Annotated in this window: 26 protein-coding genes; 1 reads left to right on the top strand and 25 read right to left on the bottom strand. The window is 64.0% G+C overall.

Annotation, left to right across the window (positions count from 1 at the left end):
- Positions 1-680: 680 nt before the first annotated feature.
- Entirely contained in the window at positions 681-1,364 is a 684-nt protein-coding gene (locus RLW55_RS08825) for a response regulator transcription factor (RefSeq protein ID WP_423416195.1), read from the bottom strand.
- A gap of 727 nt (positions 1,365-2,091) precedes the next feature.
- Here RLW55_RS08825 and RLW55_RS08820 point away from each other — a divergent pair.
- Entirely contained in the window at positions 2,092-2,364 is a 273-nt protein-coding gene (locus tag RLW55_RS08820) for a hypothetical protein (RefSeq protein WP_423416194.1), read from the top strand.
- Positions 2,365-2,405: 41 nt separating this feature from the next.
- Here RLW55_RS08820 and RLW55_RS08815 read toward each other — a convergent pair whose 3' ends face one another.
- The 24 genes from RLW55_RS08815 to RLW55_RS08700 all read right to left on the bottom strand — a co-directional run bounded on the left by RLW55_RS08815 (position 2,406) and on the right by RLW55_RS08700 (position 22,922).
- Complete coding sequence (locus RLW55_RS08815; protein WP_423416193.1) at positions 2,406-2,642, bottom strand: DUF2274 domain-containing protein; 237 nt, start codon at positions 2,640-2,642, stop codon at positions 2,406-2,408.
- A 1-nt stretch (position 2,643) separates the two neighbouring features.
- Positions 2,644-3,867 carry a TrbI/VirB10 family protein gene (locus tag RLW55_RS08810; protein WP_423416192.1) on the bottom strand — a complete coding sequence of 408 codons (1,224 nt, stop codon included), beginning with the start codon at positions 3,865-3,867 and terminating at the stop codon, positions 2,644-2,646.
- Positions 3,864-4,889 (bottom strand): P-type conjugative transfer protein TrbG, encoded by a 1,026-nt coding sequence (trbG, locus tag RLW55_RS08805; protein ID WP_423416191.1) that lies wholly within the window; start codon positions 4,887-4,889, stop codon positions 3,864-3,866. Before trbG ends, RLW55_RS08810 begins: the two co-directional genes overlap by 4 nt.
- Positions 4,886-5,575: a conjugal transfer protein TrbF gene (gene trbF, locus RLW55_RS08800; RefSeq protein ID WP_423416190.1), complete on the bottom strand. Its 690-nt coding sequence runs from the start codon at positions 5,573-5,575 to the stop codon at positions 4,886-4,888. The genes trbG and trbF overlap by 4 nt, the downstream gene beginning before the upstream one ends.
- 2 nt (positions 5,576-5,577) lie before the next feature.
- The gene (trbL, locus tag RLW55_RS08795; RefSeq protein WP_423416189.1) at positions 5,578-6,924 is read right to left on the bottom strand and encodes a P-type conjugative transfer protein TrbL; all 1,347 of its coding nucleotides are present in this window, start codon (positions 6,922-6,924) and stop codon (positions 5,578-5,580) included.
- Position 6,925: 1 nt separating this feature from the next.
- A complete protein-coding gene (gene trbK-alt / locus RLW55_RS08790) occupies positions 6,926-7,315 on the bottom strand; it encodes a putative entry exclusion protein TrbK-alt (protein ID WP_423416188.1) in 390 nt (129 codons plus the stop codon).
- A 15-nt stretch (positions 7,316-7,330) separates the two neighbouring features.
- Entirely contained in the window at positions 7,331-8,089 is a 759-nt protein-coding gene (gene trbJ / locus RLW55_RS08785) for a P-type conjugative transfer protein TrbJ (RefSeq protein WP_423416187.1), read from the bottom strand.
- Position 8,090: 1 nt separating this feature from the next.
- On the bottom strand, positions 8,091-10,523 hold the full coding sequence (gene trbE, locus RLW55_RS08780; protein WP_423416186.1) for a conjugal transfer protein TrbE: 2,433 nt from the start codon (positions 10,521-10,523) through the stop codon (positions 8,091-8,093).
- Between the two features lie 13 nt (positions 10,524-10,536).
- A complete protein-coding gene (locus tag RLW55_RS08775) occupies positions 10,537-10,818 on the bottom strand; it encodes a VirB3 family type IV secretion system protein (RefSeq protein ID WP_423416185.1) in 282 nt (93 codons plus the stop codon).
- Positions 10,818-11,150: a TrbC/VirB2 family protein gene (locus RLW55_RS08770; protein WP_423416184.1), complete on the bottom strand. Its 333-nt coding sequence runs from the start codon at positions 11,148-11,150 to the stop codon at positions 10,818-10,820. Before RLW55_RS08770 ends, RLW55_RS08775 begins: the two co-directional genes overlap by 1 nt.
- On the bottom strand, positions 11,147-12,133 hold the full coding sequence (gene trbB, locus RLW55_RS08765) for a P-type conjugative transfer ATPase TrbB (RefSeq protein ID WP_423416183.1): 987 nt from the start codon (positions 12,131-12,133) through the stop codon (positions 11,147-11,149). The genes RLW55_RS08770 and trbB overlap by 4 nt, the downstream gene beginning before the upstream one ends.
- Positions 12,134-12,610: 477 nt before the next feature.
- Positions 12,611-13,390, bottom strand: coding sequence for a type I methionyl aminopeptidase (gene map, locus RLW55_RS08760; RefSeq protein WP_423416182.1), 780 nt, complete (start codon positions 13,388-13,390; stop codon positions 12,611-12,613).
- A gap of 1 nt (position 13,391) precedes the next feature.
- Positions 13,392-13,598 (bottom strand): ParD-like family protein, encoded by a 207-nt coding sequence (locus tag RLW55_RS08755; RefSeq protein WP_423416181.1) that lies wholly within the window; start codon positions 13,596-13,598, stop codon positions 13,392-13,394.
- A 315-nt stretch (positions 13,599-13,913) separates the two neighbouring features.
- Entirely contained in the window at positions 13,914-14,342 is a 429-nt protein-coding gene (locus RLW55_RS08750) for a ribbon-helix-helix protein, CopG family (protein WP_423416180.1), read from the bottom strand.
- A gap of 7 nt (positions 14,343-14,349) precedes the next feature.
- Positions 14,350-16,338, bottom strand: coding sequence for a conjugal transfer protein TraG (locus RLW55_RS08745; RefSeq protein ID WP_423416179.1), 1,989 nt, complete (start codon positions 16,336-16,338; stop codon positions 14,350-14,352).
- A 24-nt stretch (positions 16,339-16,362) separates the two neighbouring features.
- Positions 16,363-18,102, bottom strand: coding sequence for a relaxase/mobilization nuclease domain-containing protein (locus RLW55_RS08740; protein ID WP_423416178.1), 1,740 nt, complete (start codon positions 18,100-18,102; stop codon positions 16,363-16,365).
- A gap of 244 nt (positions 18,103-18,346) precedes the next feature.
- Positions 18,347-19,120: a lytic transglycosylase domain-containing protein gene (locus RLW55_RS08735; protein WP_423416177.1), complete on the bottom strand. Its 774-nt coding sequence runs from the start codon at positions 19,118-19,120 to the stop codon at positions 18,347-18,349.
- A 3-nt stretch (positions 19,121-19,123) separates the two neighbouring features.
- Complete coding sequence (locus RLW55_RS08730; RefSeq protein WP_423416395.1) at positions 19,124-19,471, bottom strand: DUF736 domain-containing protein; 348 nt, start codon at positions 19,469-19,471, stop codon at positions 19,124-19,126.
- Positions 19,472-19,539: 68 nt separating this feature from the next.
- Entirely contained in the window at positions 19,540-20,085 is a 546-nt protein-coding gene (locus tag RLW55_RS08725; RefSeq protein WP_423416176.1) for a S26 family signal peptidase, read from the bottom strand.
- The gene (locus tag RLW55_RS08720) at positions 20,082-20,603 is read right to left on the bottom strand and encodes a DUF2840 domain-containing protein (RefSeq protein ID WP_423416175.1); all 522 of its coding nucleotides are present in this window, start codon (positions 20,601-20,603) and stop codon (positions 20,082-20,084) included. The genes RLW55_RS08725 and RLW55_RS08720 overlap by 4 nt, the downstream gene beginning before the upstream one ends.
- Positions 20,600-20,854: a hypothetical protein gene (locus RLW55_RS08715; RefSeq protein ID WP_423416174.1), complete on the bottom strand. Its 255-nt coding sequence runs from the start codon at positions 20,852-20,854 to the stop codon at positions 20,600-20,602. Before RLW55_RS08715 ends, RLW55_RS08720 begins: the two co-directional genes overlap by 4 nt.
- Positions 20,851-21,489 (bottom strand): ParA family partition ATPase, encoded by a 639-nt coding sequence (gene parA / locus RLW55_RS08710; protein WP_423416173.1) that lies wholly within the window; start codon positions 21,487-21,489, stop codon positions 20,851-20,853. Before parA ends, RLW55_RS08715 begins: the two co-directional genes overlap by 4 nt.
- Positions 21,486-22,628, bottom strand: coding sequence for a replication initiator protein A (locus RLW55_RS08705; RefSeq protein ID WP_423416172.1), 1,143 nt, complete (start codon positions 22,626-22,628; stop codon positions 21,486-21,488). Before RLW55_RS08705 ends, parA begins: the two co-directional genes overlap by 4 nt.
- 12 nt (positions 22,629-22,640) lie before the next feature.
- Positions 22,641-22,922 carry a helix-turn-helix transcriptional regulator gene (locus tag RLW55_RS08700; protein ID WP_423416171.1) on the bottom strand — a complete coding sequence of 94 codons (282 nt, stop codon included), beginning with the start codon at positions 22,920-22,922 and terminating at the stop codon, positions 22,641-22,643.
- Positions 22,923-23,041: the final 119 nt, after the last annotated feature.

Here is a 23,041-nt window from a genome sequence, read left to right as displayed (position 1 = left end):
GCGCCGAAAGCCCGAACATTACATGAATGAGAGAGAGGAACAGGATGGGTCTGTGCTGATCGATCAATAGCGTTGGAGCGCTAAAGAGGATGACAAATGCGACCTGTCCAAAAAACAAACGAAGATGAATCCGCGAGCGGTCGTCGAGGTTACGAAGCAGTCGTAGCCATCTGAGCCTGTTAATCTCTCGCCGCATATACATTGAACGCCTTACCGGCGCGGGAAGCCAGCCTTTTGGGTGTTGTCTCTAGATCGTTTTGACGATCATCGTCGGCTGATGGTTAACATTGCAAATGTCAGGGTGGTGTATCGTTTTCGCGGTCTGCATAAGAACGGTATATCGACAACCAGCGGGAACATGACCTTGACGCAGAATCTGGTCGGCATGCGAGCGAATGCCCTCGCCGCGCTCTACACAGCCATCTTCGTCCTCTTTGCAGTGGTGTTCCTCAGTGAGCCGAGTTCGACACGTGTTGTTGGTCAGACCGTTTGCGGTGTCGCGCATATAACCGCTGACACATCTTGAAGAATGGATCGGAGGTGGATTGGCTCAATATAACGATGGCGGCAACACCGTAGTACGCCGCAACGCTGAATCACTCGAATCCCCTAGGGGGATGTGATGCGCTTCAAGCGCATGCTGGACCCATCCATGGCGATCCTAGGGTCAGTCCCCGGCCCTATCTTTTCCCGATATGAGCCTCATCGGACGGCTTGAGACGATAGCCGACACCCAGTTGGGTAAGTAGCAATTGCGGATTTGCTGGATCTTGTTCGATTTTATTTCTGAGCTGGCGTATGTAAACTCGCAGGAATTGCGTATCAACCTTATCTTCCCAAAGCTCACCCATCAGAAATTGATGGGTGAGTACTTTACCAGCATGCAGGACGAGCAGGCGGAGGAGGTCATACTCCTTTGGAGATAGCATAACGTCAGCATCGCGAAATTTAACGATGCGACGCCGTAGGTCGACCTCTAGTTGATCAAGCCGATATACAGGGCGCTCAACGCGATATTCGAATTGCCGCCTGAAGTTGACTCGTATTCTGGCCGCCAATTCCTTGACTTCGAACGGCTTCATCAGAAAATCGCTGGCACCGAGTTCGAACGCTTGGACCTTGGTGTCAGTATCGGCACTCGCTGAGAACGCAATGATTGGAAGCCCCTCGCCTCTTTCTCGAAGGCGCCCAATAAGGTCAAGGCCGCTTCCGTCAGGCAGATTTATTTCAACAAGTGCAAGATCTGGCTCCATATGCAGCAACCCAAGAGCCTGCTGCGCATTGGACGCCATCAGCAAATTATATCCTTGTCCGGCTAAGTCTCGACGCAACAATTTATGGACAGTACGATCGGGATCGATCAACAGGACGCTTGGTAGAGATGATTCTGTCAATTCTCATACGAGCAGTTCTAGATGCTCGTCCTCCTTTGAACTGGTCCAAGCGCTAGCTTCAGGTAACGACCCGGGTCGGATCGTCCCAAGGTTCTTCTATTGATTTCATGAGTCCCGGCTTGTACCCGGTGGGCTGCACCGTGACTCGGAGAGGTGCTCGTAAGTTGACTGACTATAGCGTACACCCCTCAGCATAAGTTCGCGACTGAGGCGCCTTGTTTTGGCCCTACCTAACGTTGCAATCAGACATCGAAGCCAATTTTCAATCGATCGCCCGATGCGACCGCATTCGCGCAGGAATGGCTTTTGGCTTGGTGAGGAAAAGTGCGGTACCGGCTGAACCCAGCGCGAGACAATAGTCGTGTTATTGCTGGTGCTGTTCTGGAAACTGCAACTCTGTTGCCATCCATTACACATTTGGTCTTTGGGAAAGCTGTCATTGTTCAGCATGGAGCCGCGCCACTACAATTGTGCCGAATGCCGTGACTGTTGCCAGTATCACCGCAGGTATCAGTATGGCGTAGTGTTTCGTCTGCTCGCCCAAGTGGAACGAAGAAGGAAGACGCTATCGCTCGGCTGAGCTGGAAGCGCGTTCCTCACAACGAGCGGCCGCTCGATCTCAATGTAAAATATTACGCGGTCTTTATTTGGTTTTCGATACATAGAGCCGTATGCATCGCGCCGGACTAACTAATTCATGCTTTCCCGTCTCAATGCTGAATCGCGGCTGACGATCCGTCGCTTCTGTACCAAAATTGCAATTTCCGCGGTGATAGGAACCTACAGCAAGGTATCCTACCTGACCGCCGTCTCGTTCTGGATTGGGCTCTACTCTGCGTTCTGCGTTGGCTTTGCTGTCCTCCTGAAGGAGCGTCCCGTGCAGCGGGAGGGATTCAATCATTGGGATGAGGCGCTGTGGCTCATTTTCGTTGCTCTCGGCTTGCACATCACTAAAGGCGTGATTCACTGAGTTCTTGGGGGCACGCGCCGTACGAACGGGCCCGTACCCGGTCATCTATCCCGGTTTGTGACTGTCGCGCGCCTCGCCTTCGCGAACTCACGGTCAGTGGCTATGAAGCGCTCGAGCATAGGAACGATCAGCCGCACAGGATCTGTCGGAGCATGGTTATTCTCGCGAGCGAGGATTTCGGCGTAGGCTGCGAGGTTGCGATGGAGTGTCGCTGGCAGTTCCACTGTCACCTTCACCGGCTTATCGTCCGCAAGCGGGCCGAGTTTCAGCTTTGCCACATCAACCTCCGTAGGGTTCGAGCACAAGATCGCGCGTAACGATGACGCGGACGGGGAAGCCTGGTCGGATCGTCAGTGTCGGGGCGATGTTGAGCTGACGGCTGACAATCTGCTGGCCTGTCTGGCTGATGCTGTCGCCGGCTCCCTGTCGCAGCGCCCGAACGATGTCGCTCTCCTCCCCCGATGATCCGGTCTGCGCGCCGATGCTCAGCAGTGTCGACAGGGCAGCCGCCTTGAACAGCTCGCCCCAGTGATAGTCGACACCATCCTCGAGACCGGCATAGCCCTGCGCATCCGCGCCGGGCTGGCGCTCCAGCACGATCGAGCGTCCGTTCGGGAAGATCAACCTGTTCCAGACGAGCAGGACGCGGCGCTGCCCGAAGCCGACGCCATTGTCGTACTGGCCGATAATGCGCGTGCCCTGCGGTACGAGAAGGATCTTGCCCGTAGGGCTGTCGTAGATGTTCTCCGTCACCTGGGCCGTGATCTGGCCAGGAAGGTCGGAGCGAATGCCGGTGATCAGCGCCGCCGCGATCACCGCGCCGGCTTGCAGCACATTCGTCGATGCCGGTGCGGCCACACGATCAGGAGAGACCGTGCGTTTATCAGGGGCTTGGTTGAGGAACGCGAACTGGCGATCCTGGGCGGTCGGTGTCGCGGGTTGCGGCGCCAGGCCGAGATTGGTCAAATCAGGCGTGGGGATCGCGGGAGTCGTGGCGGGCGCGGCAGGCTGCGACGCGGCGGTCCGCGTCTCAGTTGATGCAAACAGCCGCGCGGTCCGCGCCGATTCCAGCTCCTGAAGTCGACGCTGCTCCTCCGCGCTGACGCCGGGGTTGGGTGTCGCGATCGACGGCGGCGACACGGCGTTTTGCGCGTTGAGGATCGGTCGGCCGAGATCGCCTGGCAGCGGGGGGCCGAGCACCGGTCCGGTGTAGTCGCGCGGCAGGCTATTCAGACCATCCGGGGTTGCGCGGTTGTCGGTCGCGTAAAGTTCCTCGTTGCCCTTGCGTCCGCCTTGGATTTGCAGGGCGTAGATCAACGCGCCGCCGATCCCGACGCTGGCAACCAGGCCGAGACCGGCCAGAACCTTGCGCGACAGCCGCGTTACACGCGGCGGCTCCGGGCGCAGGCGCATCGGCGCGGCCGGCTCGCCGGTCAGCGGCAGAGCGCCGTCCTCACCGGATGGTTCCGGCCCTTTGTCTTTTCCGGGTTCGATCTCGCTCATGACGCCGGCCTTCCGTCGGTACGCGAGATCCTCACGCGCTTCTGATTGCGGTCAGCGCCGAAGCGCAGCTCGGCGGCGGCGAAGAGTCGGTCGACGATCATGTAGTTGCCGCGAACGCGATAGTTCACCAGTTCGGACGTCGCGCCCTCCGGGCCGACGACGAACAGCGGCGGCATCTCGCCCTGGCCGATGCCGCGCGGGAATTCGATGAACACCTGCTTTCCATCATCGAAGGCGCGGAGCGGTCGCCACGGTGCGCGGTCCCCCGTCACCTCGTAGCGGAAATTCACCCGCGAGAGATCGATGCCGGTCGAGACAGGCTGCGCAGCCTCGGCCTGCGCGTTCTGTCGGCGCAGCGCGATGAGCTGATCCTGCGGATATTGCCAGGATACTGACGCCATGTAGGTCGACGAGGTGGAGCGAAGCTCCATGTAATAGGTGCGCAGGTTGGTGTTGATGACGAGATTCGTCATCAGGTCGGGTCGTGTCGGCTTGACCAGGATATGCACCTGCTTTGCCGTACCCGCGCCGCTCTCGGTGTCACCGATGATCCAACGCACGGTGTCGCCGGCAGCCACAGGACCGGCGCCGACGAGCTGCTCGCCCGGCTGGAGCGCAATGTCCGTGATCTGCCCGACTGCCGTATAGACCTGATAGAGCGCCCCTTGGGTGAATGGATAGACCTGCATGGAGTTGATGAAGCCATTGCGCACCGGCTGCACGCGCGCTTGCGCGTTGGCCTGATTGACGCGGACGGCGGGATCGGCGGCCTCGGCCGGCTGGCGTGTCCCATCCACCGGCTTCATCTGGCCAGGCAGTGGCAAAGGCTTCGGCAACTCGACGATGCGCACCGGCGACGGCGGATCGACCGTCTGAACGGCGGGTGCCGCGTTGTCGTAGCTGATCTCGGGCGGTGGCGTGTTGGTCGCGCAGCCGGCGAGCGCAGACGTGCAAAGCAGCAGAAGCGCAAGTGACGATTTACGGAGAGCCGGCTTTCCGGCTGTGCGGAAGGCAGGCGTCATTGTCCAAGCTCCTTCGACCAGTTGATGGCGTTGACGTAGATTCCGAGTGGATTGGCTCGAAGCTTTTCGGCGTCGCGCGGTGTCTGCACGACGATGGTGAGGATGGCGGACCAACGCTCCGTTGCGGCAAGCGAGCCGTCCTGATAGCGGCGCTCGATCCATCCGACGCGGAAGGAGTCCGGCGATGCTCGGATGACACTCGAAACCTCGACGGCGATCTGCTGCTTGCCGACCTTGGTGAACGGGTCGTTCGCACGAGCATAATCGTTGAGGGCGAGCGCGCCGGCTTGCGTGGTGAACTCGTAGGCGCGCAACCAGTTTTGCCGCACGATGATCGGGTCCGCCGGAATCGAGCGGACCTGCTCGATGAAGCGGGCCAGATGAAAGGCAATCTGCGGATCGGACGGCCGATAGTCGGCAACCGCGGGCGCGATCGCCTGGGCTTGGCCCAGTTTGTCGACCTGCACCACCCAGGGGACGATGGTGCCGCTGGCCGATTGCCAGACGAGGCCGCCAGAGAGGCCAGCGGAGAGCGCCAGGCAGCCGAAGGCCATGTAACGCCAGTTGCGGGCCTGCACGCGGGCGGAGCCGATCCGGTCGTCCCAGACCTGCGCAGCGCGCTGATACGGCGTTTCCGGTTGGGGGGCTTTTCCGTAGTGGGTCGATGGTCGTTTGAAGAAGTTCATGATCAGTCGCTTTCGGAGAGCTTGATGGAGGAGCCGCCGCCGTGGCTGTCGCCGGATTTGACGGCATGGGCTACGGCCTGGACGCCGTGGGCGAGTTGCTGCGAGCGTTTCATGCGCTTGGCCCAGGCGGGCGGGCCACCGGCAGCGGGAGCCGATGCGGCGGTCGGCGCGGATTCGGTCGCTCCGCCCTCGCTGCCGCCACCGGAGATCTCGGCCGCCGCGCGGGAGCCGGCATCGAAACTGGATTTGAGGCCGTCGGACGCGCGCGTCATGGCGCGCTTCAGCGGCGAGGCAGCGGCCTTCGCGCCAGTGCTCGCGACATTGCCGAGACCGGACGCGACACCCGACGCACCAGACTGCCCGGCTGCGCCGAGGCTATAGGCGGTGGAAGCGCCACCAGCGACGGCCGCGCCGCCTCGAGCAGCGGCGGCTGCGCCACTGGCGAGAGCAGCGCCACCGGAGGCGACGGCGCCGACGGTCGCAGCGCCGGCCGCGACCATTCCACCGGCCGCAATGCCTGCACCAACTGCAGCGCCAGCACCGAGTTGCGGACCGCCGGATACGAGGCCGTTGGCGATGCCAGGACCGAAGATCCCGAGACCGAGCAGCGAGAGCGCTGCGAGCACGATCGCCATGGCGTCGTCGATCGTCGGGGTTTGGCCACCGAAGCCTTGCGTGAACTGCGAGAACAAGGTGGAGCCGATGCCGATGATGACGGCGAGCACCAGCACCTTGATGCCGCTTGAAATGACGTTCCCCAGCACGCGCTCGGCCATGAAGGCAGATTTGCCGAAGAGGCCGAACGGGATCAGCACAAAGCCGGCGAGCGTCGTCAGCTTGAACTCGATCAAGGTGACGAAGAGCTGAACCGCCAGGATGAAGAACGCGAGCAGGATCAGCGCCCAGGCGAAAAGCAGGCACGCGATCTGGATAAAATTCTCGAAGAACGCGACCCAGCCCATGAGGTTGGAGATGGATTCAAGCAGCGGGCGACCGGCATCAAGGCCGGTCTGAGCAACCTTGCCGGGACGCAGGAGATCGGTGACGGAGAAGCCCGTTCCCGAGGCTTTCAACCCGAGGCCCGCGAAGCTCTCGAAGACGATGCGGGCGAGATTGTTCCAGTTGGAGATCAGATAGGCGAAGACGCCGACGAATAACGTCTTCTTGACGAGGCGAGCGATGATGTCGTCGTCAGCGCCCCAGCTCCAGAACAGGGCGGCCAGCGTCACATCGATGACGATGAGCGTGGTGGCGATGAAGGCGACTTCCCCGCCGAGCAGGCCGAAGCCTGAATCGATGTAGCGGGTGAAGACGCCCAGGAAGTTGTCGATGACGCCGGTGCCGCCCATATCAGTGTGACCCCGGACGCATAGGTTCCGGCTGCATGACCGGCGCGATTTCCTTGACGATCGAGTCCGGCGTGGGCGCTGGCGCGATCGTCGCAGTCGGCGTCGGTGCATCCGGCGAGGCCGTCCGCGGCGCTGCCGGGTTCTGGCCCAGGAAGCGGTTGCGGTTGGCGGCCCAGAGCTTGAGGCAGGCCGGATCACGGATCGCCGCCTCGCCCATATCCCGGCACCCACGAAGCTGACGTTGCAGGGTAGCGGCTTCCAGGCCTGGCCGGAGGACCAGCGTGCGGACCTCCGGCGCTTCCTCTTTCCGGGTCATCTCGATGACGGTGGCCGTGATGGCGATGCCGACGAAGACGACGGCGCCAAGCCGGGCGAACGTTTTGCCGTCCATGAAATCGCCCCCCGCTCAGTTCCGGTTGTTGAACATCTGGGCGTTGCCAGGCTGGTAGCCCGCGCCCGGTGTCAGGAAGCGGCGGCGCTGTTCACGGCCCTGTTCGGCCGCGGCCGTGCGCTCCGCCTCAGTCAGCATCTGCGCGCGTCCGTTCGCAGCGATGACGGCGGTGAGATCGGCGAGCTGCTGTGCCTGAAGCGCCAGGAGCTGATTGCCAGCCTGCGCGGCCTGCAGCGCGCCGGTCGCGCCCTGGCTCTGGCCGACAAGCGCCGACATCTGCGCGCGATTGGTGTCGATGTTGCCCACAACACCGGCCTGCACCCGCATCGCGTCCTGCAAGCCGCCGACCGTGTTTTGCCAGCGCGAGCGGGCGTCGGATACGAGCTGCTGGTCGGATGCCGACATCGAGACGTTCCCGTATTTCTGCTGGAACATCTGGTCGATCTTCTGGACGTCGTAAGCGATGTTCTGCGCCTGGCTGAGAAGCGCTTGAGTCTTCTGAACCGACTGCTGCAACTGCTGGAGCGCGGAGAACGGCAGGCTCATCAGGTTGCGCGCCTGATTGATCAGCATCTGCGCTTCATTCTGGAGCGAGGTGATCTGGTTGGTAATTTGCTCCAACGAGCGCGCGGCCGTGAGGACGTTTTGCGCATAGTTCGAGGGGTCGAAGACGAAGATGGCGTGAGCGGGCGTCGCCAGCATGGGCGAAAGCACGACGGGGGCGGTCAGCAGGATGGCAGCAAAACGCGCTGCGCGGGAATGGCGCAGTTTCATGTCAATTCTCCTGGGTAGTGAGGGTGGGAACGAGATCCGCCGCCCAGCCGACGTCGCGGTGATGCAGCCAGGCGGTAAGGAAGCCATCGCGGCCGTGCTCGGCGACGATGCGGGCGATGGCCGTCTGATCCGTCTTTGCGGAGGCGGCGCAGAGCGCCAGCGCGACGGCGGACAGGCCAAGTTCGAAGAGGCGATTGCCGCGTCTGGACTGGCAGTAGTAGTCGCGCTTGGGCATCGCCCGTGCGATGATCTCGATCTGGCGATCGTTGAGACCGAAGCGCCGATAGATCGCGGTGATCTGCGGCTCGATCGCCCGCTCGTTGGGGAGCAGGAGCCGGGTCTGGCAGCTCTCGATGATGGCCGGAGCGATGGCCGAGCCGTCAATGTCCGACAGCGACTGCGTGGCGAAGACGACGCTGGCGTTTTTCTTGCGCAGCGTTTTCAGCCATTCGCGGAGCTGGCCGGCGAAACCTTCGTCGTCGAGCGCAAGCCAACCTTCGTCGATGATGATCAGTGTTGGCGAGCCATCGAGCCGGTCATCGATGCGATGAAAGAGATAGGCGAGGACGGCGGGCGCAGCGCCGGTGCCGATCAGCCCTTCGGTCTCGAATGCCTGGACCGAGGCTGAGCCAAGATATTCATGTTCAGCATCGAGCAGGCGACCATAGGGACCGCCGACGCAATACGGCCGGAGCGCCTGCTTCAGGTCGTTCGACTGGAGCAGGACAGCGAGGCCCGTCAGGCTCCGCTCCTCGACCGGCGCGCTGGCGAGCGAGGTAAGCGCCGTCCAAAGATGCTCCTTCACTTCCGGCGTGATGGTCACGCCTTCGCGGATTAGGATCGCGACCAGCCAGTCGGCGGCCCACGCCCGCTCGGGCACATCATGGATGCGCGAGAGCGGCTGAAGGCTGACGCTGTCGGATGCGCCGTCGCTGAGATCGCCGCCGAGATCGTGCCAGTCGCCGCCCATGGCGAGCGCGGCCGCGCGGATGGAGCCGCCGAAGTCGAAGGCCACGACCTGCGAGCGCGCATAGCGGCGGAACTGAAGCGCCATCAGCGCCAGCAGCACCGACTTACCCGCGCCGGTCGGGCCGACGATCAGCGTGTGGCCGACATCGCCGACGTGAATGGAAAGCCGGAACGGTGTCGAGCCTTCGGTCTTGCCGAAGAGCAGTGGGGGAGCTGCAAAATGCTCGTCCCGTTCCGGTCCCGCCCATACCGCCGAAAGCGGGATCATGTGGGCGAGATTGAGCGTGGAGATCGGCGGCTGCCGAACATTGGCGTAGACATGGCCGGGCAGCGAGCCGAGCCAGGCGTCGACGGCGTTGACGGTCTCCACCATCGCGGTGAAGTCGCGGCCCTGGATGACCTTCTCGACCAGCCGCAGCTTCTCGTCGGCGGCGCGTGGATCGGCATCCCAGACCGTCACCGTCGCCGTGACGTAGGCCATGCCGGCATAGTCGGCGCCGAGTTCCTGCAACGCCATGTCGGCGTCGGCGGCCTTGTTGGCCGCGTCAGTGTCCACGAGGGCGGACGCCTCGTTGGTCATCACCTCCTTGAGGATCGCGGCGATCGACTTGCGCTTGGCGAACCATTGGCGGCGGATCTTGGTCAGCAGCTTGGTCGCGTCGGTCTTGTCGAGCAGGATCGCGCGCGTCGACCAGCGATAGGGAAAGGCGAGCCGGTTCAGTTCGTCGAGCAGGCCGGGGGTCGTCGCGGTCGGAAACCCGGTGATCGTGAGGACGCGGACATGCTGATCGCCAAGCCGGGGCTCGAGCCCGCCGACGAGCGGCTGATCGGCGAGCAGCGCATCGAGATAGATGGGCGTTTCGGGGACGCGGACGCGATGGCGCTTGGTCGAAACACAGCCGTGCAGATAGGTCAGAGTCTCGGCGTCATCGAGCCAGCGGCACTCCGGCATGAAGGCTTCGACCAGATGAAGGATGCGGTCGGTGCGATCGGCAAACCCGGTCAGGGCTTCGCGCGGGTCGATGCCCGACGTCTCGCGGCCCTCGTAGAGCCAGGTTTCTGCACGCGCCGCGTCCTCGGCCGGCGGCAGCCAAGCGAAGGTCAAAAAGTAACTCGACTCGAAATGTGCGCCGGCTTCCTCGAAGTCGGCCTTGCGCTCGGCATCGACCAGGGCGGAGGCGGCGTCGGGAAATTTGCTGTCGGGGTAGTGGTTCGAAGGGTGACGCTGCGCCTCCACGAAGATCGCCCAGCCGGAGCCGAGACGACGAAAGGCGTTGTTGAGGCGGCCGGCGACGGCGACCAGCTCAGCGGGAACGGCCGAGTCCAGATCGGGACCGCGGAACTGCGCCGTGCGTTGGAAGCTGCCGTCCTTGTTGAGGACGATGCCGGCACCCGCGAGCGCGACCCAGGGCAGGAAGTCGGCAAGCCGGCTGTTGCGGTTGCGATATTCAGCGAGGTTCATCATGGCGCGGCTTCCCTCAGACCGCGAGATGGGCGGGGATGCGCAGATGTCGCCGCACGACATCAACGAAGAGCGGATCGCGTTTCGCCGCCCAGACGGCCGCGACGTGGCCGATCGCCCAGATCGCGATGCCGACGAGCCAGAGGCGCAGGCCGAGGCCCACGGCGCCGGCGAGTGTGCCGTTCATGATGGCGATGGCGCGCGGGGCGCCGCCGAGCAGGATCGGCTCGGTCAGCGCCCGGTGGACCGCAACCGTGAAGCCTGGCACCTCGCCAGCCTGATCCACGACACCCGCCATCAGACGAGCGCTCCGCCGCCGAACGAGAAGAAGGACAGGAAGAAGCTTGACGCGGCGAAGGCGATCGAGAGGCCGAACACGATCTGGATGAGCCGGCGGAAGCCGCCCGACGTGTCGCCGAACGCGAGCGTCAGGCCGGTGACGATGATGATAATCACCGCGATGATTTTCGCGACCGGACCTTCGATCGACTGGAGGATCTGCTGGAGCGGCTGTTCCCACGGCATGGAAGAGCCGGAAGCGTGGGCGGCGGGCGCCATCGCTATGCTCATGACGATGGCGGATGCCGTCATCGTCAGGCGGCGAGGCAAGCTACGGGCATGCGAGATCATGCGGATTCTCCTTCTTGGGGCTTCGGGGTGATGGGGGTGACGCGGTAGTCGCCGTCGGGGCCGAGCCCTTCGACGCGGGCGAGTTCGGCGAGCCGGCGCTGCGACCCGCGGCCGGACAGGACCGCGACGAGATCGATCGTCTCGGCGATCAGGGCGCGCGGGACTGTGACGACGGCTTCCTGAATGAGCTGTTCGAGGCGGCGCAGCGCGCCGATCGCGCTGCCGGCGTGGATCGTGCCGACGCCGCCGGGGTGTCCAGTGCCCCAGGCCTTGAGCAGGTCGAGCGCCTCCGCGCCGCGCACCTCGCCAACCGGAATACGGTCGGGGCGGAGGCGCAGCGACGAGCGCACGAGATCGGAGAGCGAGGCGACGCCATCCTTCGTCCGCATGGCGACGAGGTTCGGCGCGGCGCATTGAAGCTCGCGCGTGTCTTCGATGATGACGACGCGATCGGCGGTTTTGGCGACCTCGGCGAGCAGCGCGTTGGTGAGGGTGGTCTTGCCGGTCGATGTTCCGCCGGCAACGAGGATGTTGGCGCGCGAGGCGACGCCCTGGCGAAGTGCGGCAGCCTGAGCTGCCGACATGACGCCGGCCGCGACGTAGTCGTCGAGCGTGAACACGGCGACGGCAGGCTTACGTATCGCGAAGGCCGGTGCGGCCACGACGGGTGGCAACAGCCCCTCGAACCGCTCCCCCGTCTCGGGCAGCTCGGCGGAGACACGAGGGGCTCCAGCGTGAACCTCAGCACCGACATGATGGGCGACCAGACGGACGATGCGTTCGCCATCCGCTGCCGACAGCCGCTCGCCCGTGTCTGACAGGCCCTCGGAAAGACGGTCGATCCAGAGCCGCCCATCAGGATTCAGCATCACCTCGACGATGCTGGCGTCGTCGAGATAGCGCGCGATGGCGGGACCGAGCGCGGTGCGCAGCATCCGCGCGCCGCGAGCAAAGCCTTCTGAATTTTGGTGAGACGCCGCCATGCAACCCCGATTCCAACGGGGTTGAGACAGACCTTCCCCGGACGGGGATGATTAAAAGGGCCTGATTTTGGGCCGATTCAACAAGGATTCATCGGCGTAGTAGCGTAGCGTGCAAATACAGGAGATTGGCGGTTGAGATTGGGGAGGAGAAAGACCGTTGAACGTAAGTTCTGTGAGCCGGCAGACCGACTCGGTATCACGCTTTGTTGCTCCCGTTGTCCAGCTGCCCGGGTAAAATCGCATGGGAACGCTTAAGGCACTGGACTGAACGGGTATCGGTACGCCACTGGCACCCTTCGGCCCGTTTGATTCCGGAGAGGCTAAAGTGAGCCGAGAACGATGAAGCGGGACGCTATGTCTACGCTATGCCCGTCCATGAACTTCGAAAAAGGAACAGCGGGCGAATAGCATTCCCGGGCGGAAAGCACGCTGTCGCGCTTGGAAGGAGTTGATGCGTCAAAGCGAGCATCTGGAACGTCACGCTCCGCTTTGCAGCATTGCTGCTTCGTCGTGGCGCAGCGTCAGGACCTCAACGCCGGTCCCTGTGACGGCAACCGTATGCTCGAATTGGGCGGAGAGCTTCCGATCATTGGTCACGACCGTCCAGCCATCATCAGCAGTGGAAACCTTGCGGGTGCCCTGGTTCACCATCGGCTCGATGGTGAAAACCATGCCCTCGCGCAGCTTCAAGCCGGTTCCCGGTCGCCCGAAATTGAGCACCTGCGGTTCCTCGTGCATCTCGCGGCCGATGCCATGTCCGCAATATTCCCGAACAACCGAATAGCCATTCCTCTTCGCGTGCCGCTCTATCGCGAAGCCGATGTCCCCGAGATGCGCTCCGGGGCGCACCTGCTTAATGCCTTTCCACATTGCCTCTTGGGCGACCCGTACCAGCCGCCTCGCGGCGGGCGGAGCATTGCCGACCAAGTAGGTCTTGCTCGAATCGGCGATGAAGCCATTTTTTTCGAGCGTGATGTCGAAGTTGACGATATCGCCGTCACGGATGATCTCGGCCGGATCGGGCACCCCGTGACAGACGACATGGTTGATCGAGCAATTCAGGACATACTCGAATCCATATTGTCCCTTGCTGGCGGGACGGGCGGCGAGATTCTCGGTGATGAAGCGGTCGACAAGATCGTTGACCTGTAGTGTCGACATGCCGGCGAGGTCCTGCTCGTCCAACATCTCGAAGGCTGAGGCCAACAATCTGCCCGACACCCTCATGAGCGCCAGTTCATCAGGCATCTTGACCATGTCAGGCAGCTACCGAACCCTTCGGGCGGGCGTCTGCCGCTTCCAACCGCATCTTCACGATGTCGTTGAAGGAAAGGGTTGGGTTGGCCTCGGCCAGCATACCGATCTTCATCCAGAATTCCGCCTGTGCATTGATGGAACGGCACATGACCGTGCTCGCTCGACGAACCTCGTCATGCAGATCTTCGTCGATTTTTACGATACCCATGGATAACCATCGAAGCCGGAGAATATACGAAATGTATATGGATCATATATCGTGTGGTCAAGAGAGCTTGCGAGAACTGACGAACAATTGGTGCGCGGGGCTAGGCAATAAGATCGCCTGAATCAGATCGAACGCTGCCATCGTGGCTTTGAACGAGCTCAGGACCAATCAAGGGATGCCGAGCTAAGTGTGAAGACGGCAGTTTGCTATGCCACGTGGTGATGATGCGGTGATCGGCCGCAATATCGGACCATAGAGAAAATGGGAGATTGTGGCGGATCGAGAGAGTTTTGAACTCACTTCCTTCTCGCCAGGCTAGTCGGTCGGCGTGGCGACATCCTCCGTGATTTCCTGTCTCAGTTTCGGTCCCTTTGCGAGTCTGCGACCGAGCGCGGCGACAAATTGATCGTAGCGTTCGCTGGCCTTGGCCCGCGCAGCCTGCGCCGCGGGTTCCGGCAGCGCGGGCGTGGTGGCGACCCAAAAGCGCACGAAAACTGCAAGCATCTCGACCGAGATGCCGACGTCGCGCTCCATCCGTGTCATGCGACGATCGAGTTGATCGAGCCGCTTGGTGATGGCTGCTTCCTGTCGCTCGGCAGCATCGGGCGACAAGAAGGATTCGATGGCCGCTTCTGCGACGAGCGAACGGGAGTGATCACGACGCGCGGCGTGTTCGGTGAGGCGCCGCATTACGGCAGGATCGAGATAGACCGACAGGCGCTGTTTTCGGAGTGATTTCGACATGGGCGCCTCACAATTCCATGCCGTCATTCGGATCGAGCGAGACTTGCCGCGCCACGCCCTGCATCATCCGCGTCATGCGGCGGTTACGGGCAGCGGCGTCCTCATCCTCGTCGCCTTCGACATCAATCTCGAATTCGTTCTCGACAGGCGGCTTTTTCTCGATGGGCGCTACGCGGTTGAGTTCGGGCTGGTGCCGGCGCTCCGACTCGGTTGGATCTTCGTCGGCGGCATCGGAGACGGACTTGGATTCGAGCATCTTCGGGCGTGCGGGCCGCGGCAGCGTCGTCCAGTCGTCCGGCCGCCCTCGCGTCGGCACAACAAGGGACGGCGGTGACAGCAGGCGCTCCTTGAAGCGAGCGTCCTCGTAGTAGCGCGCCTTCTTCGCCCGGATGGGCGGCGTGCCCGCGACCATGACGATCTCGTCCGCCGGCGGAAGCTGCATGATCTCGCCCGGCGTGAGCAGCGGCCGCGCTGTTTCCGAGCGCGACACCATCAGATGGCCGAGCCAGGGCGACAGTCGGTGGCCGGCATAGTTCTTCATGGCCTTCATCTCGGTGGCGGTGCCAAGCGCATCCGATACCCGCTTCGCCGTACGCTCGTCGTTGGTGGCGAAGCTGACGCGCACATGGCAATTGTCGAGGATCGAATTGTTTGCGCCGTAGGCCTTTTCGATCTGGTTGAGCGACTGCGCAATGAGGAAGCTTTTCAGGCCGTAGCCGGCCATGAACGCCAACGCGCTCTCGAAGAAGTCGAGGCGGCCGAGCGCCGGGAACTCGTCTAGCATGAGCAGCAGACGGTGGCGTCCCGCCTTCGCCTGCAAATCCTCGGTCAGTCGGCGGCCGACCTGATTGAGGATCAGGCGGATGAGCGGCTTGGTGCGGTTGATGTCGGAGGGCGGCACGACGAGGTAGAGCGTCGTCGGCCGCTTGTCGCCCACGATGTCCGTGATCCTCCAATCGCAACGCCGCGTCACCTCGGCGACGACGGGATCGCGATAGAGGCCGAGGAACGACATGGCGGTGGAGAGCACGCCCGAGCGCTCGTTGTCGGATTTGTTGAGCAACTCGCGCGCCGCACTGGCGATGACGGGATGTGGCCCAGCCTCACCAAGATGCGCCGTCTTCATCATCGCGGCCAGCGTCGACTCGATCGGCCGCTTCGGGTCGGAGAGGAAGGCGGCGACGCCGGCGAGCGTCTTGTCGTCCTCGGCATAGAGGACATGGAGGATCGCGCCGACAAGCAGCGCGTGGCTTGTTTTCTCCCAATGGTTGCGCTTCTCAAGCGAACCTTCGGGATCGACCAGGATGTCGGCGATGTTCTGTACGTCGCGGACCTCCCATTCGCCGCGGCGCACCTCGAGCAGCGGGTTGTACGCTGCGGATTTCGTGTTGGTCGGATCGAACAGCAGCACGCGGCCATGCTTGGCGCGAAAGCCGGCGGTGAGCTGCCAGTTCTCGCCCTTGATATCGTGGACGATGGCCGAGCCCGGCCAGGTCAGGAGCGAGGGCACGACCAGACCGACACCCTTACCGGATCGGGTCGGCGCGAAGCACAGGACATGCTCCGGCCCATCATGGCGCAGATAGGCGTGATCGTAGCGCCCCAACACGACGCCATCAGGACCGAGAAGACCGGCCGCCTCCACTTCCTTCTTCTCGGCCCAACGCGCCGAGCCATAGGTTTCGACCTTCTTGGCCTCGCGCGCCCGCCAGACCGACATGCCGATGGCGACGGCGATCGAGATGAAGCCGCCCGACGCGGCGATGAACGCGCCCTCGACGAAGATCGACGGCGCATAGGCGTCGTAGAAATACCACCACCAGTAAAAGGCGGGCGGATAGTAGAACGGCCGGCCCAAGATCGAGAACCAGGCCGGGCCGAGCTGAGCCTGAAACCCGAGCTTCCACGCAACATATTCGGTGGCGCCCCAGGTGGTGGCGAGCACGATCAGAAAGACGGTGAGGATCTGGCCCCAGAGGATTTTTGTTGCCGACATGACGGCTGTCCTTTCGCAAAGAGGTTAGAGGCCGAGCCCCCGCTTGCGGCCGAAGCTCCAATCGACGCCGCCATCGTCGCGAGCGACGCCCGAGACGTGCTTGCCTAGCTGCTTTTCGAGGGAGGGCGACCACGGGACGAGCTGGAAGCCGAGGCCGTCGTCCAGCATGGCAAAGCGGCCTGACGCGAGCGCCAGGCGCTGGCGATAGGTGCCCGCGACATACTCACCGCTGCCCGCACGATTGAACGGCTGGCCTGTCTCGGCGGCAAGCTTTTCGCCAACGGCGTCCAACTCGCGGCGACGCAACGTGTCGATCAGCCCGCGGTTGAACGTGACGCGCTGACCGTGCCGCTCGCCGAAGCCCTGCCCAACCAGATGATCCGCGCGCCGGTCCAGTGCCTGCCGTACCTCGGCGCCGAAGCCGCCCTCGGACAGGGCCGCCGGTTCGCGGGCGATGTTCTGCCGATCGAGCCAGGTTGCGCCGGTTGCCGTGACCTGACGATCGATGTCGAGATCGGAGCGGACGGCGATGGCGACCCGCCGCTGCCCCTGAGCATCATCGAACTTGCGCAGCTCGACGATCGAGCCCGGCGCGCTGTCGCCTGCGGCATCGAGGTCGGGCAGCTTGACGTGATGCGTGCGGCCATCGACACCATCGACCACCGCATAAGCCGTCCCCTTCAGCTCGTCATCAAGACCGCGATCGATCAGTCGGCCGATGACGGGCGCATCGAGGCTCTCGGCCGCGAGCACATAGCCCGCCGAGCCGCGCTCGATGCCGCGTTCCGTCAGCGCCCTGTGCATCCGCTTGATGATGTCGCCGCGCTCGCCGAGTTCGCGCAGCGTCCCCTCGGCTTTCGGGTCGATCGTCCATTGGCCGGGGCCGACCTGTTCGGCGAGGCCGAGTGCTTCCAGCTTGCGGAGCCTTCCGACCTTTAGCGCGTGAAATTCGTCGGGCCGGACGCTCGGATCGATCGCCATGTCGATGACGCCGGTGGCGCGGCCGTCGCGGACGAGTTGCCGATCGAGCTGCGTGAAGCGCTCGGCCCCGACCTGACGCTCCAGGCTGCGCTGAATGTCGAGATCGGAGCGCGGCCCCAATTCCTGCGTGATGAGGTCACGCGCCCGGTCGCGCATCCCTTCCTTGATGTAGTCGCGCGCGATGACGAGATCCTGCCCATCATCGCGAACGCCGCGCACAATCAGATGGACGTGGGGATGCTCCGTATTCCAGTGATCGACGGCCACCCAATCGAGCCGGGTGTCGAGATCCTTTTCCATCTGCGCGGCGAGATCGCGGGTGAAGGATCGGAGATCGGTCATATCGGCGGCATCGTCGGGCGAGACGATGAACCGGAAATGGTGGCGATCGTCCTGGCACCGTTCCGCGAAGGCCTTCGGATCGGCGTCGTCACCGCCGGGTCCGAAGAGATGGGCTTTCTCCCCATCGCGGGTCACGCCTTCGCGGCGCAGATAATTGAGGTGGGTCGCGAGCGGCGCCGAGCGCGAGGTCTGGCGCACGACGCGCGCCTTGATGACGGCGCCACGCGAGCGGGCCGTGAGCAGCCGGTTCGCCTGGATGCTCGCACGCTGGCCACGCCCAAAGCGCGAGCGATTGCCGGACACGATCCGGCCGGAGCGCGAGACGCCGGCCCCTGCTTTCTTCGCCGCCGCGAGGGCCTGCGCGATGAAGGGACGGGCCTGCTGCGCACGGGACGAACGGATGCGGCCCGGCCTGATGCGGAAATCACTGTCTCCGGTCATGGCCGATGCCCCGCACAGCGCGCCAAGCGCAAGTAATCACGGGAAAATCGGCATTGCCGCGAGGTGCGGGGAAAACCCGCACCTCGCGAAATCGCCTCATAACTTATTGAAAAACCACAACCGGCCGAAGCCGCACCTCGCGGCCTTTTATCCTGCCATCGTCCGGTTGTGGCGCCTGCCTCCCACCTCCGCGCCCTCTCGAATGCGCTGGAATGCGAAATGCTGCGATTGCCGCCGTTTGCCATCATCGCGGCTCTTCCGAGGAGGCCCGCGCGACGAACAGTCCGTTCGACTGCGGCACGATGGCGGAAACATCGCGCACCGTGGTCGGATTGGATGCGTCATCCCTTGGTCGCTCGGCCGGCACAGGGACGGAGGCCGACGTGCGACCGGACTGCGCGATGAACAGCGGTGCGCGTGTCCAGGCCGATCGGTCGATCGCAGCCACGACGGTCGCATTCGTGTCGGCCGAACCATCGACGATCGGCGCGAGCAAGGCGACATAGGCGCGCGTCTCGGCCGGCAACGAGCGGCCATTGAGCGATGCTTCGTAGCGACCGGGTCCGGCATTGTAGGCCGCGAGAAATCCCGGCGAGCCGTAGCGATCGTGCAGCTCGCGAAGGTATGCTGCGCCCGCAAGTATGTTGTCGTGCGGGTCGTAGGGATCGCGGCCGAGGCTGTGCCGCGCACGCAAATCGGCCCAGGTCGCGGGCATGATCTGCATCAGGCCCATTGCACCGGCGGAGGATACCGCGCGCGACTCTCCGGCGCTTTCGGCGCGCATCACCGCCCTGATCCATGCGATCGGGACGCCAAAGCGCCGCGAGGCCTCGGCGATGTAGTCGGCATAAGCATCACGTGGCGACGGTCGAACAACGGGCGCGTCCTGCGCCATCGTGATCGCCGGCATCACGCTCCCGATGGTAAGGCCGGAAAGGAGAAGGCGAGCCATGCGCCGGGCAGCGCGGCGCGGCCCGGACGCAGTCGAACGGCTCATCGGCTGACGAGAGCCACGCATCGCTCAATCCTTTTCGGCGCGGTCGCGCGGGCGCGACCAGTGCAGCGACCAGGCCTTACCGGCATCGTCGTCGCGAAACAGGTTGGCGCGGATCGGATGCTGGAATGCCGGATCGTCGATCAGCAGTGCGATGTATTCGCCGGCCTTCTCGCCGGTGCGTTTCCAGGTCGCGCCGACCTCCGGGCCTGTTTCGTTGCTCATGCCGTCGAAGAGGTGAACGCGATAATCTGGCGCGTTCTCAGCGTCGGTCGGCTCTGCGGCGACGATGATGATATCCTGATGCAGTAGGAGCGTTCCGAGGTGTCCGATGAAACCGGCCTCGTCGCGTGTGAATTCGCCAATCTGGGGCATGTCAGTCTCCTTGGCGGTGAGGTTGAAGAAGCCGTCGGCGAGCACCGCTCCCACCGATGGGGAAGCGGTCAGCGCGTCGGCGCGCGCCATTCGAAGCGGCCGGCGCCCTCTTCGTCGGTCCACAACGGGACGGCGCGGCCGATGATCTGGTCGGTCGAGATCAGGCCGAAATACCGGCCGTCCAAACTGTCGCGGACCTGCCAGTTCATGAGGAAGACTTCGCCCGTCTGAACGCGGCGGCAGCCCTGCCAGACGGGGAGATTGCGGCCGGCGCGATCGTGTTCGAGCGCCGCGCCAACCTCGACGGCATCTACCGTGATGGTGAGGTTCGAGCGGCAAACGGTCTGTCCGGACACCGCGAGGATGCGCTTCATCAGCGGCACGCCCTTGGGCAGATAGGCGCGCTCGGCGAGGAAGGTCGCAAGCGGTTCGGGCGCATCGACGGCGACCAGATCGGTGACCTCGAACGGGCCGTCGAAATCGATCGTGTAGAAGCCGATCGGCGCGCTCGCAGATGCGTTCCAGATCAGCTTGACCGGCATCGGCGTGAGGCCGGGATAGCCGACGCCGAGCGCTGCGAGCGTGGTGGCGAAGAGAAGTCCGGCGCGGCTCACGGCTCGGCCCTTCGGCGCAGCAGGAACGCGCGGTGATGGTCGAGCGTGTAGGCTCGCGGTTCATGGCCGGCGGCGAGCCGGTTGTGGACGTGTCGCCAGTGATCGGGCGAGACCGCTTCCGGGTCGATGCCAAGACGCTCGATCCCGTCGATCGCCTGCAGCACGCGCTCGACCTTCGGCCAGCTTTCGACTTTCAGCAGGATGTCGCCGCCCGGACGCACGAAAGGTAGCGTCTGATAGGCTTCACCGCGCGACACGGCGCGCACGATGTCGATGCTGGAAATGATCGTACCGAAATCGTTCGACGCCCAGCGAACGAACGCGAAGACGGTGCCGGGACGGAAAGACAGGATGCGCCGTCGACGGTCGAGGATCTGTTCGTGGGCGTGCGTCCCGAAGCGAACCCAGTTCTCGATCTTCTTCTCGACCCATGTCAGCTCGACGTGGGTGAGCGTGTCGTGCAGGAGCGCGGCCGGCGACGGGCCGCCGCGCATGCGGGAGAGCGCGATGCCGGTCATGGTGTGTCTCCTTGGGGTGGCGGGAATTCGCGCGCGAGCAGTTCGCGCAGCATGTCGGCGACGGTGACGCCGCGTTGGAACGCGATGATCTTGATGCGCCCGCGCAGCTCCGGCGTGATGTCGATGGTCAGGCGGGCGGTGAAGCTAGCAGCATCGGCGGTTCGCGCCGGCTCAACCTCGGCGGCCTTGATCCAGGCGTCGGGGTTGGTCGGGCGCGATGCGAAGCCGCGCCGCTCGGATCGCTCGCTCATGGCGCGATCCTTTCGATCTCGGTGACGAGCGCCGCGATCTCGCGCGCGGCGGGACCGTCATCGTCGATCTCGAAAGCGAGGCGACCGGACTGTGCCGCATCGGCGTAGATGACGCGCTGGCCGATGGTATTGCGCAGCACGGGCGGGTCGTGATCGGCCAGCGTTTCGGCGGTCTCGCGCGCGATCACCGTGCGCGCGCCGCAGCGATTGAGGACGAAACGGGCGCGAAGGTCTGGCCGATAGATGCGCGCCTCCGACAGGAGCGCCAGCATCTCGGCCGAGGCCCAGCCATCGAGCGGTGATGGCTGTACCGGGATCAGCACGAGGTCAGCGGCTAGCAGCGCAGAGCGCATCAGCCCGGCGACGCGCGGCGGTCCGTCGATGACGACGTGATCGACGTCGCGCGCCAGCTCGGGCGCCTCGCGATGCAGCGTGTCACGCGCCAGGCCGACGACGCCGAACAGGCGCGGAAGGTCACTGCGGCTGCGCTGTTGCGACCAATCGAGCGATGAGCCCTGCGGGTCGGCGTCGAGGAGCGTGATGCGCTTACCGCGGCCGGCCCATTCGCCGGCAAGATGCAGCGCGAGCGTCGTCTTGCCGACACCACCTTTCTGATTGAGGAGCGCAATGATCATCGCGCACCTCCCGACTGCGGTCGAAGCGGAAGCTCGGGCGCGGAGGTATCTCGGGTGGAGTCGGAGGCGGGTTCGCCGCTCTTCCTGGCGGCCGTGCTGAGGCCGCGCGCGGTGTCGCGAATGAGCTTTTGCACATCGCGCGCGCGCTCTTCAAAGTTAGATTCTTGGTTAGACTCTAAGTTAAGGGCGCGATTCCGGCTTCGATTTCCGTGGGTTAAACCCTGTTTGGGTTCCTGATAGCACGAGCCTCGGGTTCCCGATGGCACGATAGTCCGGGTTCCCGATAGCACGAGGCTATCCACAGCTTGTCCACAGGCCACAGAAGGCTCGAAAGCCAGAAGAACGCGGCCACCTATTTCGGTTTCGAGGAATAGCGTGTAGCCCGGCAAAGGCTGTCGGCGGACGATGTCGCGCAACTCGAAGGCGAAGCGTTTGAAGGGCGAAAGGCTGCCGGATTTCTGGTGAAGGTGGCGAAAGTCGAACCGCCAGCCATCACGCTGCCGGCCGCCATGCTTGCGGACCAGGCGATAGAGCCAGCGATCCAGACCGCCGGTAAGATCAAAGTACGCCCGGTCGATCGTCAGCACGAGCGCGTCGTCGAGGACGGCTCGGTAGAACCAGTCCGGTACGATCAACTCCACCCCGGCCGGCTTTCCGTCGCGATCCGTCCGCTCCTGCCATTCGTTGATCCAGGAGAAGCGATGGCGCCGGCCTTCGGCAGGCTGACGGATCGATGTGGAGACGGTGGTCGATTGCAGGCGGTCGAGCGCGGCCTTCAGGCGCTGATAGTCGCGCAGGCTGGTGCCGCGCCCGACGAACATGAGGATCTCGTAGGGCGTGGCCGCCATCAGCCGAGAGGTGCGGAGGCCGGCGTCGCGGGCCTCCACGATCTGGCTGGCGGCCCAGATGAGGATGTCGGCGTCCCAGATGGTCGCCATGCCGTGATCGGGCACCGCCTCGACACGGATCGATACGTTGCCGGCCGCGAAATCGATCGGGGCGACGCGATGGGATTTGGAGAGGGAGAAAAACGGATAGGCCATGAGATCCTGCGCGTCTCGTGGCGCGAAGTCGCCGGGGAGCGCTCGAAACAGGTCGAGCTGTCCACGCTCCGAAATTGACCGGGGTCGCGCCGCCATTCTGAAATCCGGTCAGCGCGTGTGGCGGCCGGCGTGGGCCGGCGACTGGGGCGTCTGGCGCTTGGCCGGGAGCACGCTGCCGCGCGGATCGGAGGTGGAGGTGACGGCGCCGCGCTCGGCCCAAGCCTGGAGATCGTCGACGGCGTAGACGACGCGGCCACCGAGCTTCCGATAGGCGGGGCCGGTGCCGTAGGTGCGATGCTTTTCCAGCGTGCGAGCGGAAAGGCTCAGAAATTCGGCCGCTTCCTTGGTGCGCAGGAAGCGCGGCGGCAAAACGGCGAGTTCGGGTCGCATGGATCGGGCCTCCGTGGAGTTCGCGAGGACCGCCGAAGATCATCGGCGGGCGAAGGCCACGATGGCGAAGCGAAAGCGGCGAGCTGGAGTGGGAAGTTGGGGGATCCCATAATTCCACA

Source organism: Hyphomicrobium sp. B1 (genome assembly GCF_049532635.1).
Lineage (GTDB): Bacteria > Pseudomonadota > Alphaproteobacteria > Rhizobiales > Hyphomicrobiaceae > Hyphomicrobium_B.
The sequence above is the reverse complement of the archived record's forward strand: the minus strand, read 5'-3'. Positions and strand labels throughout refer to the sequence as shown.

What these genes read in the sequence shown, in the direction of transcription:
- trbB (WP_423416183.1), bottom strand. Translation starts at nt 12,133, where the DNA reads ATGGCGGCGTCTCACCAAAATTCAGAAGGCTTTGCTCGCGGCGCGCGG.
- trbJ (WP_423416187.1), bottom strand. Translation starts at nt 8,089, where the DNA reads ATGAAACTGCGCCATTCCCGCGCAGCGCGTTTTGCTGCCATCCTGCTG.
- RLW55_RS08775 (WP_423416185.1), bottom strand. Translation starts at nt 10,818, where the DNA reads ATGGCGGGTGTCGTGGATCAGGCTGGCGAGGTGCCAGGCTTCACGGTT.
- RLW55_RS08740 (WP_423416178.1), bottom strand. Translation starts at nt 18,102, where the DNA reads ATGACCGGAGACAGTGATTTCCGCATCAGGCCGGGCCGCATCCGTTCG.
- trbK-alt (WP_423416188.1), bottom strand. Translation starts at nt 7,315, where the DNA reads ATGGACGGCAAAACGTTCGCCCGGCTTGGCGCCGTCGTCTTCGTCGGC.
- RLW55_RS08810 (WP_423416192.1), bottom strand. Translation starts at nt 3,867, where the DNA reads ATGAGCGAGATCGAACCCGGAAAAGACAAAGGGCCGGAACCATCCGGT.
- RLW55_RS08700 (WP_423416171.1), bottom strand. Translation starts at nt 22,922, where the DNA reads ATGCGACCCGAACTCGCCGTTTTGCCGCCGCGCTTCCTGCGCACCAAG.
- RLW55_RS08820 (WP_423416194.1), top strand. Translation starts at nt 2,092, where the DNA reads ATGCTTTCCCGTCTCAATGCTGAATCGCGGCTGACGATCCGTCGCTTC.
- RLW55_RS08770 (WP_423416184.1), bottom strand. Translation starts at nt 11,150, where the DNA reads ATGATCTCGCATGCCCGTAGCTTGCCTCGCCGCCTGACGATGACGGCA.
- RLW55_RS08735 (WP_423416177.1), bottom strand. Translation starts at nt 19,120, where the DNA reads ATGCGTGGCTCTCGTCAGCCGATGAGCCGTTCGACTGCGTCCGGGCCG.
- RLW55_RS08750 (WP_423416180.1), bottom strand. Translation starts at nt 14,342, where the DNA reads ATGTCGAAATCACTCCGAAAACAGCGCCTGTCGGTCTATCTCGATCCT.
- RLW55_RS08720 (WP_423416175.1), bottom strand. Translation starts at nt 20,603, where the DNA reads ATGACCGGCATCGCGCTCTCCCGCATGCGCGGCGGCCCGTCGCCGGCC.
- RLW55_RS08755 (WP_423416181.1), bottom strand. Translation starts at nt 13,598, where the DNA reads ATGGGTATCGTAAAAATCGACGAAGATCTGCATGACGAGGTTCGTCGA.
- trbF (WP_423416190.1), bottom strand. Translation starts at nt 5,575, where the DNA reads ATGAACTTCTTCAAACGACCATCGACCCACTACGGAAAAGCCCCCCAA.
- trbG (WP_423416191.1), bottom strand. Translation starts at nt 4,889, where the DNA reads ATGACGCCTGCCTTCCGCACAGCCGGAAAGCCGGCTCTCCGTAAATCG.
- trbE (WP_423416186.1), bottom strand. Translation starts at nt 10,523, where the DNA reads ATGATGAACCTCGCTGAATATCGCAACCGCAACAGCCGGCTTGCCGAC.
- map (WP_423416182.1), bottom strand. Translation starts at nt 13,390, where the DNA reads ATGGTCAAGATGCCTGATGAACTGGCGCTCATGAGGGTGTCGGGCAGA.
- RLW55_RS08715 (WP_423416174.1), bottom strand. Translation starts at nt 20,854, where the DNA reads ATGAGCGAGCGATCCGAGCGGCGCGGCTTCGCATCGCGCCCGACCAAC.
- RLW55_RS08745 (WP_423416179.1), bottom strand. Translation starts at nt 16,338, where the DNA reads ATGTCGGCAACAAAAATCCTCTGGGGCCAGATCCTCACCGTCTTTCTG.
- RLW55_RS08705 (WP_423416172.1), bottom strand. Translation starts at nt 22,628, where the DNA reads ATGGCGGCGCGACCCCGGTCAATTTCGGAGCGTGGACAGCTCGACCTG.
- RLW55_RS08730 (WP_423416395.1), bottom strand. Translation starts at nt 19,471, where the DNA reads ATGCCCCAGATTGGCGAATTCACACGCGACGAGGCCGGTTTCATCGGA.
- trbL (WP_423416189.1), bottom strand. Translation starts at nt 6,924, where the DNA reads ATGGGCGGCACCGGCGTCATCGACAACTTCCTGGGCGTCTTCACCCGC.
- parA (WP_423416173.1), bottom strand. Translation starts at nt 21,489, where the DNA reads ATGATCATTGCGCTCCTCAATCAGAAAGGTGGTGTCGGCAAGACGACG.